At 54.8% G+C, this 13865-nt stretch carries 10 protein-coding genes; all 10 read left to right on the top strand.

Annotation, left to right across the window (positions count from 1 at the left end):
- Window positions 1-226 precede the first annotated feature (226 nt).
- Window positions 227-3412 carry a RecQ family ATP-dependent DNA helicase gene (locus JW953_13580; protein MBN1993727.1) on the top strand — a complete coding sequence of 1062 codons (3186 nt, stop codon included), beginning with the start codon at window positions 227-229 and terminating at the stop codon, window positions 3410-3412.
- Window positions 3413-3523: 111 nt separating this feature from the next.
- Window positions 3524-5185: an arginine--tRNA ligase gene (locus JW953_13575; GenBank protein ID MBN1993726.1), complete on the top strand. Its 1662-nt coding sequence runs from the start codon at window positions 3524-3526 to the stop codon at window positions 5183-5185.
- Between the two features lie 9 nt (window positions 5186-5194).
- Window positions 5195-5347 (top strand): hypothetical protein, encoded by a 153-nt coding sequence (locus tag JW953_13570; protein MBN1993725.1) that lies wholly within the window; start codon window positions 5195-5197, stop codon window positions 5345-5347.
- Window positions 5348-5370: 23 nt separating this feature from the next.
- Window positions 5371-6630 carry a GTPase ObgE gene (gene obgE, locus JW953_13565; GenBank protein ID MBN1993724.1) on the top strand — a complete coding sequence of 420 codons (1260 nt, stop codon included), beginning with the start codon at window positions 5371-5373 and terminating at the stop codon, window positions 6628-6630.
- Between the two features lie 129 nt (window positions 6631-6759).
- On the top strand, window positions 6760-7368 hold the full coding sequence (gene nadD / locus JW953_13560) for a nicotinate (nicotinamide) nucleotide adenylyltransferase (protein MBN1993723.1): 609 nt from the start codon (window positions 6760-6762) through the stop codon (window positions 7366-7368).
- On the top strand, window positions 7368-9062 hold the full coding sequence (locus JW953_13555; GenBank protein ID MBN1993722.1) for a carboxypeptidase regulatory-like domain-containing protein: 1695 nt from the start codon (window positions 7368-7370) through the stop codon (window positions 9060-9062). The genes nadD and JW953_13555 overlap by 1 nt, the downstream gene beginning before the upstream one ends.
- Before the next feature lie 158 nt (window positions 9063-9220).
- Window positions 9221-9901 (top strand): response regulator transcription factor, encoded by a 681-nt coding sequence (locus JW953_13550; GenBank protein MBN1993721.1) that lies wholly within the window; start codon window positions 9221-9223, stop codon window positions 9899-9901.
- Window positions 9902-10010: 109 nt separating this feature from the next.
- Window positions 10011-10565 (top strand): hypothetical protein, encoded by a 555-nt coding sequence (locus JW953_13545; protein MBN1993720.1) that lies wholly within the window; start codon window positions 10011-10013, stop codon window positions 10563-10565.
- 294 nt (window positions 10566-10859) lie between these two features.
- Window positions 10860-12941 carry a S8 family serine peptidase gene (locus JW953_13540; protein MBN1993719.1) on the top strand — a complete coding sequence of 694 codons (2082 nt, stop codon included), beginning with the start codon at window positions 10860-10862 and terminating at the stop codon, window positions 12939-12941.
- A 374-nt stretch (window positions 12942-13315) separates the two neighbouring features.
- Window positions 13316-13865, top strand: a 550-nt coding sequence (locus JW953_13535) for a metal-dependent transcriptional regulator (protein MBN1993718.1), incomplete at its 3' end; no start/stop codon positions are given.

Genomic DNA, 13865 nt, shown 5'->3' with positions numbered 1-13865 from the left:
GACTACCCCTGGAGTGCGGAATTTATTCCGCTTTTTGGCAGAGGCAGAATGAATTCTGCACTCCTTCAACTGATTTGAAACACACCCATTTCATTTTAGCACGGAGCAGAGGTGGTGACAAGGCAGTTCTGGTTTTATGGGCAAATAGCTGCCACAAATTTGCTCATCCCCAAATTTAACCTAAACTTGCCGGTAAGGTTATTTTTTTTTGAGGGAGGAGTCCGCCATGTTACCCCGGCAAGCCTTACAACAGCATTTTGGTTTTAACCACTTCCGCGAGGGGCAGGAAGAGGCCATTCAGCGCGTGCTCAAGGGCCAACATACGCTGCTGGTGATGCCCACCGGCTCCGGCAAATCATTGGCCTACCAATTGCCCGCCATGCTCTTGCCCGGCCTGTCCCTGGTCATTTCTCCCCTGATTTCACTGATGAAGGACCAGGTGGACAGCCTGACCGAAAGCGGCCTGACCGCCACCTACATCAACAGCTCCCTGCCCGGCGATGAAGTCAACCGGCGGTTGCGGGCCATGCGCGAGGGCCACGTCAAACTGCTCTACATTGCCCCGGAGCGATTGCGCAGCCGCCAATTCACCCGCGCCCTGGCCAATATCACCGTCAGCCTGCTGGCGGTTGACGAAGCTCACTGCATCTCTCAATGGGGCCACGATTTCCGGCCCGATTACCTGCAAATCGGCCCCACCTGGCAGGCCCTGGGCCAACCCACCCTGCTGGCCACCACAGCCACGGCCACCCCCACCGTGCAAAAAGACATTCTCAAACTGTTGGGCCTGGAAAACGCTCAAACCATTGTCACCGGCTTCAACCGCCCTAACCTCACCTTTGGGGTGAAAAGCGCGCCCGATACCCGCACTAAATTTCAAATCCTGCAAAGTATGCTCGGCCAACTCCAGGGCAGCGCTATTGTTTATGCCGCCACCCGTCGCAACACCGAAGAAGTGGCCGACTTTATCCACAATAGCCTGAAACTTCCCGCCCGGCCCTACCACGCCGGGCTTGACCGCGATATACGCCACCAGGTGCAAACCGACTTTATGGCCGACCGCCTCAAAATTGTGGTGGCTACCAATGCCTTTGGCATGGGCATTGACAAACCCGACGTGCGGGCCGTGATCCATTACAACATGCCCGCCACCGTGGAAGCCTACTATCAAGAAGCCGGCCGCGCCGGGCGCGACGGCCTGCCCGCCGAGTGCGTGCTGCTTTTTGCCCCCGACGACCAGGGTTTGCAGGAGTGGCTCATTAACAGCGATACCCCCGCTTATCAAGACCTGCATCAGGTTTGCGATCTGCTCGCGCGGGCGGCCAACAACGGCGAAGTCTTTTTTGCCTACCATGAACTGGCCGAGATCACGGGCCTGCACCCGGTCAAAATCCGGATCACCCTCAGTGAGTTGGAGCTGGCCGGGGTCATTGTTCACCTGGGCGATGAAGGCGGCTATGGCCGGTGGAAAGTGCTGCCCGCCTCTAACAAGACCCTGGTTGAACGGGCCAAAGCCGTTGCCCGGCGAGCGCAGATTCGTTTTGACCTGTTGGGCAAAATGCTTGATTATGCCTATTTGACCACCTGCCGCCGGAAATATTTGCTGGATTACTTCGGCGACGTGACTCCGCCCCGCTCGCCGCGTTGCTGTGATAATCACGCCGCCGCCGGCCTTGCAGATTTGCCCAAGGCTGTTACCCCGCAGGAATGGTTCCCCTTGATTGTGCTGGAAACGGTGCGTAGTTTCCGGCAGCGCCCGGTAGGCCGCAAACGGCTGGCCCAAATCCTCAACGGCTCGCAGGCCAAAGGCATCCGGGAATTTGGCTATGACCGGCATAGATTCTACGGCAAACTCAGCGGCCTCAGCCAGGCTCAAATTATCGCCCTGATTGACGCCTTGATCTCAAACCGATACTTGCGTCTCTCCGGCGGCGATTTGCCGGTGTTAACCCTCACCCCGCCGGGCATGGAAGCCCTCAAAACGCGCGCGGCCCTCCCTCTGGATATTCCCGGCCTAAGCCTGACCGATGAGGCCATAGAGCAGTGGCAAAATCGCAGCCAGCGTTCCGACACGGTGCTGGAAACGTTTGAGTTATTCCGGCAGCACCTGACCCCGGCTCAAATTGCCGCCGCCCGCGGCCTGAAAGAAAGCACCATTTACACCCACCTGGCCCGGTTGATTGGCGACGGTAAAATCGAACTCCGGCAGGTCATTCCCCCGGAAATTGAGGCGCAAATTGTCAAGGCCATCGCCAAAGTGGAAGATACCACCCGGCTGGCCCCGCTCAAGGCCATCCTGCCCGACACGATAGCTTATGAACAAATCCGGTGTGTTGTGGCCGCGCATGCAATGCTGCCGGACGCGGAAAACCATCCGGCTGCCGTCGGCGAAGAATCTGCGGACCTGCCGGAAAAACCCGAGAAGCGGGGGGATGCCCCGGATGCCGTTATTCTTGAGGCCGTGGCTAAACTCGGCGGCGCGTTGGGCCGCACCGGCCTGGCCCATTTTCTAACGGGTTCCAAAAAACCGTGGCTAGAGACATTTGCCCAACACTCCTGTTACGGCCAACTGGCCCATCTCACCCGGAAAGCCGTGATCAACATCATTGACGCCCTGATTGCCGACGGCAAACTGATCGCCACGGGCGGCGGCCGGCCCAAAGTTATTTTGCCGGAACAAAGCCTGAAACCTGCTGAACCTGTTCAGTCAATTGAACTGAAACAAGTTGAGGAGGCCCAACCCGCTAAAAAAACCTCTCCTGCTCCGCCACCCAACCCCTCCCTCTTTGATGCTCTTCGCGCCTGGCGGACTGAACAGGCCAAAACCCAGGGCGTGCCGCCTTACGTTGTTTTTTCCAATAAAGTTTTGGAGGCCATTGCCGCCCGCCAACCGGCCACGTTGGAGCAGATGGCCGGTATTTTGGGCGTTGGGCCGGCCAAGCTGGAGCAGTACGGAGAAGCTGTTTTAGCCCTTATTGCTGAAACTCTGGCCGAAGGGGAACCTTCGATTGTGAGCGATAGATCACAAATGGCGGGTGATAAAACACATATCACGGGTGATAAAACACATATCACGGGTGATAAAACACATATCACCTGTGGCAAATTGCAAATAACCGGACCGGCGTCTGAAGTTGAGCCGCAGGAAGCCAAAATCGCCAATCCTCTGGAGGCTATTCTGGCCGTTGTGACTGACCTGGACGGCTTGCTCACCTCCCAGGGCCTGGCTTTGCTGCTCACCGCCGCCCCCGGCGACGTGGCTCCCTTTAGCGATCATGAACTTTGTGGCGCATTCCACGGCATCTTGGCCCCGGAAGCGGTAGAGGCTTCCATCCATGAAGCTATCCAAACCGGCCGGCTCTCGTTGAGCGCTCACCGGCGGTTAAATTTGAACGTTGAAACGACAAAGTAGAAGATGGCCTAACTTATTTCTAATCTCTCATTTCTCATTTGCAGTCCCACCGGCAACGTTTCACGTTTCACGCTTTGTGGTATAATATGTTTTCCAATACTATCCCCCGAGGTGACAAAATTGATTGTCAACGACATCACGCAGCTCATTGCCGCCGCCATCAAAAAGGCGCAGAAAAAAGGCGACCTGCCCAAATTTGACCTTCCCGAAATTGTGATTGAACGGCCCAAAGACCCCACGCACGGCGACTACGCTACGCCCATCGCCCTGAGCCTGGCTCGCTACGCACGCATGGCCCCGGCGCAGATTGCCGAAAAAATCATCAAGCGGTTGGCCCCGGCGGCTTACATTGGCCGGGTCACAGTGGCTCATCCCGGTTTCATCAATATCCGTTTGGCCGAAACCTGGTTGGCCCAACAGGTGGAAACCGTTCTGGCCGAGGGCGACAGTTTTGGCCGGGTCAACCTGGGCCGGGACAAGCGCGTTCAGGTTGAGTACGTCAGTTGCAACCCCACCGGCCCCCTGGTGGTTGGCTCCGGGCGAAACGCGGTGTTGGGCGACACCCTGGCCAACGTGTTGGAGGCGGCCGGTTACGCCGTACAGCGGGAGTTTTACATTAACGATGTGGGCACCCAGGTGAACAATATGGGCCGGGCCATGTACGCCCGTTACGCTCAGACCCTGGGCGAAGATGAACCCGACCCCGAAGAGTACCGGGGAGAATACCTGGTTGAACTGGGCCAACAAGCCGCTCAGGAATTTGGCCCTAAATACCTGCGCGTTGAACGTGACGCGGCGCTGGCCTTTATGCGGCAATACGCCCTTGAAAAAATAGTCGCCGGTATTAAAGAAGACCTGGCCCTGATAGGCGTGCAGTTTGACTGCTGGTTTTCGGAGAAAAGTTTGTACGATGACGGCGCCTATGGCCTGGCTTTTAACAAACTCAGCGCCAAAAATATGATCGTGGAGCGTGACGGCGCCGTCTGGCTCAAAAGCGAGGACGAAGACAACAAAGAAAACGTGATTATCCGTTCCGACGGCCGCCCCACCTATTTTGCCTCGGATATTGCCTACGTGTGGGATAAATTGGTCAAACGCGGCTTTGAGTGGGCCGTTTATGTATGGGGCGCGGACCATCACGGCCACGTTAAGCGGCTGAAGAATGTGGCTAAATCCCTGGGGCTGGACCCCGAGAGGGTGATCATTATTCTTTACCAGTTGGTCTCTATTACCCGCGACGGCGTGCCGGTGCGGCAAAGCAAACGAACCGGCGACTTTATTACCGTGCGGGAAGTGGTAGACGAAATTGGCCCGGACGCTTTTCGTTTTATGTTGCTCACTCGCTCCGCCGATAGCCAGATGGAGCTGGACCTGACCCTGGCCACCAAACAAAGCAGCGAAAACCCGGTGTATTACGTGCAGTACGGCCACGCCCGCATTGCCAGCATTTTCCGCAAAGCCCAAGAAGAGGGCGCATCCATGCAGGGTGGCGAGGTGTCTTTATTGACCCATCCCGCGGAATTAGAACTCATCCGGCAGATGCTGCGGCTGCGGGAGGTGGTGGCCCTGGCCGCGCAAACCTTTTCGCCGCATCACCTCACCTACTATGCCCAGGAACTGGCCTCTGCTTTCCACGCCTTTTACCGGGATTGCCGGGTGGTCAGCGACAACGCCGCCTTGACCGCGGCCCGGCTCAAACTGGTCAAAGCGGCCCAAATTACCCTGGCTAACACCCTGCGCCTGATGGGCATGAACGCCCCGGAACGGATGTAGGTGTTTGCGGTGGCCCAATTTCGCGGAGTGCAAATTGGTCAAATTCTCTACGGCGGCGACAACCTGGACGGCGAAGCCTGGGACCATCGGGATTGGGTCAAACGCCGGTCTGTCAGAGAAAAACTGGCCGGCCTGGCCGTAGAGGCGTGTTTGACCATATAACCGGAGCGGTTAGGTAGGCGACAATGTTTTTTGACGAAGCCAAAATTCATGTTAAAGCCGGTGACGGCGGCAACGGGGCAGTGGCCTTTCGCCGGGAGAAATATGTGCCGCGCGGCGGACCCTCCGGCGGCCACGGCGGCAAAGGGGGCGACGTGGTTTTGGCCGTTGACCCCCAACTCAATACCCTGATCCACTTCAAGAAGCGCAGCCACTTTAAAGCCGAGCGCGGCGCCCACGGCGGCGGCAAAAATATGACCGGGGCCGACGGCCAGGATGTGTTTGTTTCCGTGCCGCCCGGCACGGTAGCGCGCGACGCCGATACCGGCCAACTCCTGGCCGATCTGACCAGGCCGGACCAGCAGGCTGTTGTGGCTCGCGGCGGCCAGGGAGGCCGGGGCAATACCGCCTTCAAAAGCTCCACTAACCAGGCCCCCAAAATCGCCGAGCGGGGCCTGCCCGGCGAGGAACGCTGGCTAAACCTGGAACTCAAGTTGATTGCCGATGTGGGCCTGGTGGGCATGCCCAACGCCGGCAAAAGCACCCTGCTGGCGGCGGTGAGCGCGGCCCGGCCCAAAATTGCCCCTTATCCCTTTACTACCTTGCAGCCCAATTTGGGCGTGGTGGTGCTAGACGACCGCGACCTGGTGATGGCCGACATCCCCGGCCTCATTGAGGGCGCGCACGCCGGAGCCGGTCTAGGCCACCAATTTTTGCGCCATGTTGAACGCAGCCGGTTGCTGGTTCATTTGCTCGATGGCGCTTTGCCCGATCCCCTGGCCAATTTTGACCAGATCAATCAAGAACTGGCTCTTTTTAGCCAAACCCTGGCCCAAAAACCGCAGCTTGTGGTGTTGAACAAAATAGACCTGCCTTCGGCCCAGGCGCAGTGGCCGGCCGTGCAGGCCCGCGCCCGCGATTTGGATTTACCGGCTTTTAAAATTTCGGCCGCAACCGGCGAGGGCGTGCGAACGTTGGTGGCGGCTCTGTTTGAGCGATTGGCTCAACTGCCCCGCGAGCCTCTTTTTGAGGAAGAGGTCCCTGTTTTTACTTTGGATCAGAGCGGCGATTATTTTGAAATTCACCAACTGGCTAACGGCTGGCAGGTCACCGGCCCCCGGATTGAACAACTTGCCCGCCAAACTTTTTGGGATATAGACGAGGCCGTGATGCGCGTCTACCAAATTCTGGAAAAAATGGGCGTCCACGAAGCCCTGCGCGAAGCCGGCGTGGAACCCGGCGACACCGTGTTTTTGCACGATGTGGAATTGGAATGGGTGTGGTAAGATAGGGTAACAGAGTAACAGAGTAACAGAGTAACAGGGTAACAAGGAAACATCAGAGTAATTTTGCTACCTGCTACTTTGTTACCTGCTACTTTGCTACTTTGTTACCTGCTACTTTGCTACTTTGTTATGAAATTGGGAATTCTAGGCGGCACGTTTGACCCTATTCACCTGGGGCACTTATTACTGGCCGAAACCGCTCGCGAGGCCTTAGAGTTGCCACGCGTTTTGTTTGCCCCGGCGGGCGAGTCGCCCCTGAAACAAGGCGTGTTTAAAACGCCGGCCTCGCATCGCCGGGCTATGGTTGAGTTGGCCATAGCCCCTAATCCCCATTTTGAGTTGAGCCTGGTTGACCTGGAGCGGCCCGGCCCCCATTACACCACCGATACCGTTCGTCTTGTCCGCAACCAATATCACCTTTCGGCCGACGAATGTTTTTTTATCATTGGCAGCGATTCATTGCTGAGTTTGCCCCAGTGGCACCAGGTCGCAGAATTGATAAAACTCTGCCGGTTGGCGGTCGGCCGGCGACCCGGCTATCAGCCTGACCTGGCCGGCCTGGAGGAACGTATCCCCGGTTTGAGCAGCCGCCTGGATTGGGTGACGATGCCGGCCCTGGGCCTGGAAGCTTCGGAAATTCGGGCCAGGGTCCGGGCGGGGCAAAGTATTTGTTACCAGGTACCCCGGAGTGTGGGTGAGTACATCAAACAATATCGGCTTTACCGGAGGGCAGGTTAATGCAACGAAATATAGTGTGGATAATTATAGGGCTTTTAACCGTTTGCCTGCTGCTGTTGGTTTTATTTTGGGTGGGTTGGAGCCTGTTTTCCTCCCCGCCCGGCCCCACCCCCACCTTGTTTTTGGACACCGCCACCGCCGCGCCGCCTGCGGGGTCGCCGGCCCCCGCTTCGCTCACGCCCGCCGCGGCTGAAACTTTAACGCCTTCGGCTACGGCTCCCGGCTTTACCCCCAGCGCCACGCCTCAACCGGCCGCGGTCACCCCAACCCCAATCCCTCCTTCTACTCCAACTCCCCCGCCTACTCCCCGGGCCGTTATCAGCAGCCCGACCGGTTTTGTCAATGTCAGAAGCGGTCCCGGTTTGGCCTACAACCCGCCGTTGGGCGCCTACCGCAACGGCACAGCCGTGAACGTATTGGGCCGGCAGTATGCGGCTGACGGGGCGTTGTGGTGGCTCATTGTTTTCCCGGCCGGGCCTTACGGCCAGGGTTGGGTTTACGCCAATTACACCCAGGCCCAAAATGTGGCCAATGTTCCCTGGATCACGGCCCCGCCCACGCCCACGCCCGTTTTTGTGACCCCTACTCCCCTCCCCCGGCCTCACGCCATCATCAACAGCCCCGACGGTTTTTTATACGTTAGAAGCGGGCCTGGCCCGGTCTATCCCTTGTTGGGAGGCTACAACAACGGCCTTGTGGTTGACGTGATCGGCAAACAAGCGGCTGCTAATGGCGCCCTGTGGTGGCTCATTCCCTTTGCCAACAGCCCCAACAGACAGGGCTGGATTTACGCCGATTATACCATTGCCAAATACGTTGAGCAGGTCCCCTGGGCCCCGGCTCCGCCTACTCCCACTCCTTCCGTAATCCCAACGCCCACCCCCACCCGCACGCCGTCTGCCCCTCCCCTGGTCAATTGGACGATTACCGGCCGGGTGGTCAACGCAACAAGCACGGCGCGGCCCGTTGCGGGCGCATCTGTTGAAGCAAGATTGGGCAATGACGGCACTTATCGCAGCGCCATCACCGACGGCAACGGTTACTTTTCCATTGCGGCCCATGCCCGTGATGAGGGCAACCTGATTTTGACGATTGTTGCGCCGGGATACACGGCCGAAACCATCACGGCCGGGCCGGCCTGGCCCCGGGTTTACGATTTCCCCATCATCGAACTGGCCCCCCAACAGGCTCCGCCGGTCAGTTGGGTTATTTTTGGCCGGGTAGTTGAAATTGGCACAACCCAACCTATTCCCCAGGCGGTGGTCAAGGCCTTTTTGGGGGATGAGGCCGTTTACCTGGAAACCCTGACCGGGGCCAACGGCGAATTCTCGCTGAACGGGCAGGCCCGCGACAGCGGTTTTTTGCAGTTGAACATTACGGCCGAGGGATACCAGCCTCTCTCTTTCACTTCCCCGCAAACCGATTCTCGTGTCTACAATTTGGCCGACCTGCCTCTCACCCCCCTGGCCGGCAGTTGCGCTTACGAGAGCGTGCTTGACCTGCCCCAAACCCCGGCCCTGGCCCGCTTGCAGAGCCTTAACTTTACCAACGTTGTCACCACCCCTGTTTCTGTGGGCGGCAATACCAATTTGCTTGGTATTGTTTTAACTCAAACCCCCGATCCGCCCCCCGTAGGCCAATCAATACAGGTGAGTTGCCAATATCCAATCGGCTTGGGGGTAGGGGTGGAGTAAATCTTCACTGGCTTGGGAGGAATATGAGAGATAGATGATAGGTTGTATGAGTCTTTTTGTAGTACGCTGTCTGAGACAGCGGTTTTGTAGGCCTGACCCCACGATAATCACTCATGAATCCGAAAAGTAGTTTAGATAATATACGTGGCAAAAAAATTTTGATTATTGATGATGATACTCTGTTACTAGAGTTGATCAAGCAGGTTTTTTGCTTACAAGGCGCGCTGGTCTACACGGCAGATAGTGGCGCCAAGGGGTTACAACAATTCTATCTGCACTGTCCCGACCTGGTTATTCTTGATATTATGATGCCCCATATAAATGGTTTTGAAATTTGTCGCCTCATCCGTGAATCCTCAGATGTACCTGTGATTATCCTGACTGCTTTGGGAGAGAAGAAAGAAATAATTCACGGTTTTGACTGCGGCGCTGACGATTATGTGACCAAGCCCTTTAACCCTGATATTTTGTTGGTTCGCGCGCAAGCCATTTTGCACCGGGCGGCGCTGCCGGCCAGTCCAGAGAAAGTGAGCACTTATAGTGATGGTTATTTAAAGATCGAACCTAGGCAAGGCCGGGTGTTTGTGCGCGGTGAACCGGTTAAATTAAGCGCCAAAGAATATCGCTTATTGACATACCTGTTTCAAAATGCCGGCCAACTGCTGACAATTGACCAAATTCTGGACCATGTTTGGGGTTGGGAATATCGAAACAATGTTGATTATGTGCATGTTTACATCCACCATCTCCGGCAAAAATTGGAAGAAAACCCGCAACAGCCGGAGTATTTGCTCACTGAATATGGCCTTGGCTACCGGTTTGAAAAAAAGCTAGTTTGACGGTTTTGGTTTTAAGAAGCTTTTAAGAAAGTTTTTAGAGGTGTTTAAGAAGAGGGTGATAGACTGGGATTTTAGTAGCATATACCTTATCAATTTGACGAGTTTCAAAATGAATTTATCAAAATTCAATATTCAGGGGTTTTGTCTGCTGACAACGTTTGTGTTGTTCCTGACCATGGTGGGCGCTTGTGGAATCGAGCCTGAAAAAAGTTTGTTTATTACTGATGCTGAACAAGTGTCAGATCAGAATCGGGAACAAAATGTAACGCCAACGCCCGAGATTTCCGGGCAGAGGGTATCCCCAACATTGGTTTTTGACACAATAGAGATTAAGCCTGAAGATCAGTTGCTATCCGATAACCCTGCGCCAGTCGAAAAGGATAACTGTCCTGGCGTGGAAAGCATGTTGTCCCAGATTATCCATGCCCCTGATCCCTTGAGTTTGGCTGAACAATTGCAACTGAAAATGAAAGGCAATAAGCTTCAAGTATTATTGATTTTGGATCGTGAAGATACAAGTTTTTTAGAGCCTTTTGCCGTGGAACTTGGTACACAGGTCGGCATGCAGGTTCAGGCTTTTGTACCTATTGATCAAATCTGTGATTTAGCCCGTACTGATGGAGTGGTGGCAATCCGTCTACCTGTTCAGGCCCTGCCACAGTGACATTGACCTTTGGTCTTGCGTATCCCGTATCAGCAAGAAGAGTAGCCATTGCTTAAGTTTTTACGTGGAGGGAAAATAATGAACAAAAATAAAATATCAAAGGTTATTAGTCGGTCAGGATTGATATGGGGATTGTTTTTTTTATTGGTTCCGGTTTTGATCCTGAGCAGTAGTTCAAACAGTAGGGCAGCTCCCCCTCTCCCGGAGGATACTGACCATACCGAACCCCCACTGCCTCTTCAACAGGATAAGGTTGTTTTTGAAACCATAAGTCTTCCCCCTGAAGCTCAGTTTATGCCAGTTGATTTGACCGCCAGCAAGCAGGTCTCAAAACATCCCAAACTTGATTCGGCCCTGGCAAACGTAGCGGTGGGAGCCAATCTTTCTACTACAGAGGCCCTCTCTCGAGCCGGGGCTGAATCATTGAGGGTATCTGACAGTCAGGTACACGTTCAAATCATTACTCACCCTTCCGGCCTGGAGAATGTGCTTCAGGCGCTTACCGAAGCCGGAGGGACAGTGACCGGTGTTAGCAATGAAACCTCCCTGATTCAAGGCTGGCTGCCGGTGAGCGCTCTGGAAACTGTTGCCGCCCAATCGGATGTTTATTACATCCGCCGGCCGGTGGAGGCTGTTCTCCTAGAAAATCTGAAAGTAGGTAGCTCAACCACCGAAGCCTTGGACGACATTAACGCCACGGCCTGGCATGCGGCCGGTTATACCGGCACCGGAGTTAAGGTCGGCATCGTAGACGGCGGTTTCATCGGTTACACAGGGTTACTCAGCACAGATTTGCCTGCTTCTGTCACCGTCAGGAATTTTGTTGATGGTGAGACTGATGCTCAAGTTGGCACCACCACTGAACATGGCACTGCCTGCGCTGAAGTCGTCCATGATATGGCTCCTGGTGCCCAACTTTACCTGGTGAAGATTGCCACCAATCTGGACCTGCAAGAAGCGGTTACCTATCTGATCGGTCAGGGGGTGGACATCATTTCCACTTCTCTGGGCTGGTATAATTTAACGCCGGGTGATGGCACCGGCGAATTTACTAACCTGGTAACCCAGGCGCGCAACAACGGTATTCTGTGGACCACCGCTGCCAGCAACGACCGCGAAGCCCATTGGGGGGGACTCTACAACGACCCGGATAGCGATGATTACCACAACTTCAACGGTACCCAAGAAGTCAATTACTTTGGCTCTGGGGACGGTTCTGCCTATTCTATCCCTTCGGGATATATCATCAGAGTTTTCCTTCGTTGGAATGATTGGACGAGTGTCAACCAAGATTACGACCTATATTTATTGCGTTGGAACGGGAGTAATTGGGCCACTATTGCTTCCAGTACGAATAACCAAAATGGCGGCGTTGGCCAAAGCCCGACAGAGTATGTTATTGGCATTACCACCGGTTCATCAGCCCCTTATGGCTTTGTCGTTGAACGTTGGAGCAGTACCTGGAACGTCAACTTTGAAATATTTGCGCCAAAGGTCGCGCGCCTGGACGAGCTTTTGTATGCCCGCAGCCTGTCCAACCTGGCTGACGCACCGAATGCCATGACTGTGGCTGCCTTGGATGTCACGTCTCCCTATCCACAGGAATCTTACAGTTCTGAAGGCCCCACCAACGGCCCGGGTGGAGCCGAGACAGGTGGTTCTATCAAGCCCGACATCTCCGGCTACGCCAACGTATCCACGGAAAGTTATGGGGCCGGTGGGTTTGATGGTACCTCGGCGGCTACTCCGCACGTTGCCGGCGCGGCTGCCCTGGTTTTGGACGCTAACCCCACTTATACCCCCGCTCAATTGCAATCCTTCCTGGAAGATCACGCCATTGACATGGGCAGTCCAGACAAGGATACGATATTTGGCTATGGGCGGCTCTACCTGGATGTTCCTTCGAGCGGACCCGAAACCAACTACCTCTACTTACCTCTCATCCTCAAGTCACCATCTATGACAGCGGCCCAGCCAGGATTTTGGAGTGATCCTGGGAAAAATGATTTTTACGTAACTACAGACAGCGCAAATGTAGCCCAATTCAAAACCTACTTTTCGGTATCAGGCTGTGGTAGTTACTCTATCTACCGCACCGTCTTGGATCCCATAACCAACAATCATTTCTCCTTTACTGGTTCATACTATGCCTCCGGCATGTTTAATTCGTCCAAGACCGCAAGTGGGACCTGTGGACTGAGCAATTTTAGCATACCCGGTTGTGGCGTTGTTAGTGGTGGCCCGTGGTCCTGGAGCGCCACCTGGCAGACTAGTACGCAGCCTACCTTTTTCCCGGCCACATTAGTGGAGCCAGAGGTTGTGGAACCGGCTACAGAATCTGGCTATCCTGTGACCATAGTTACCCCAGTCAAATAGTTCTATTTCCAAAAAATGATCAATGAGGCTATCTCCTGGCGATAGCCTCATTTTTTGTTGCCAATGGATATGGTTTTATATCCTATCTAGCCGACCAGGTATATCTCTATTCAGATAGTAATTTACCAATGGCGTTCGTAACCGTAATCAACTGCTCCAGTTGGGGTGACAACGCATCAATACTAACAATTGGTTTGGCCTATGTATTTTTTAGTTACCCCAATTTAACCCCCAATTATCATTCCACTTAACCTTGCTTAAAACTTAATGTGACATTCGTCCAATTTTATGATGACATTCATCACTGGTATAAAAATTTGCCTGGTGGTATTAATTATGATAAGGTATACCCTATAAATTGGAGACGAATTGTTATGGCTCACCATAACTTTGGCGAAGAAACAATGAGCGAGAGCATTGAGATGTACCTGCTCCGGGTGGCCCTGTTGCAAGCAGATGACCAGCCCGTGCCTATTCCCCAATTGGCTCAGGAGTTGGCCATTTCGCCGGTGTCGGCCCACGAGATGTGCCGGAAATTGACCGACAAAGGTTTGGTCCAATACGAACCCTACAAGGGTGTGACCCTCACCACGCCGGGCGAGACCCTGGCCCGGCGGGTGCTGCGCTGCCGGCGGTTATGGGCAAATTTTTTTGGGCAAAAATTGGGCATTGAGCCGCAAGCGGCCGACGAAATGGCCTGCCGCTTTGAGCACGTTACGCCCGACGAATTGGCCGACCGGTTGGCCGCATACCTGGACATCCCAGAACTCGCTTCAGAGGATTATCAGCGTCAAACATGTGGCTTGGCCCAGTTAACCGCGGGCAAACGAGGCCGGGTAGTTGACCTGACCGCCGACAACGTAACCAATGATTTTCTCAAGCAGCAGGGCATTGCCAGGGGAGAACTAATAACCGTGCTGGCCG

This window comes from Anaerolineae bacterium, assembly GCA_016931895.1.
In the GTDB taxonomy this organism is placed as follows: domain Bacteria; phylum Chloroflexota; class Anaerolineae; order 4572-78; family J111; genus JAFGNV01.
This window is presented reverse-complemented; position numbering and strand designations above follow the sequence as displayed.

What these genes read in the sequence shown, in the direction of transcription:
- JW953_13555 (MBN1993722.1), top strand. Translation starts at nt 7,368, where the DNA reads ATGCAACGAAATATAGTGTGGATAATTATAGGGCTTTTAACCGTTTGC.
- JW953_13540 (MBN1993719.1), top strand. Translation starts at nt 10,860, where the DNA reads ATGCCAGTTGATTTGACCGCCAGCAAGCAGGTCTCAAAACATCCCAAA.
- obgE (MBN1993724.1), top strand. Translation starts at nt 5,371, where the DNA reads ATGTTTTTTGACGAAGCCAAAATTCATGTTAAAGCCGGTGACGGCGGC.
- nadD (MBN1993723.1), top strand. Translation starts at nt 6,760, where the DNA reads ATGAAATTGGGAATTCTAGGCGGCACGTTTGACCCTATTCACCTGGGG.
- JW953_13545 (MBN1993720.1), top strand. Translation starts at nt 10,011, where the DNA reads ATGAATTTATCAAAATTCAATATTCAGGGGTTTTGTCTGCTGACAACG.
- JW953_13580 (MBN1993727.1), top strand. Translation starts at nt 227, where the DNA reads ATGTTACCCCGGCAAGCCTTACAACAGCATTTTGGTTTTAACCACTTC.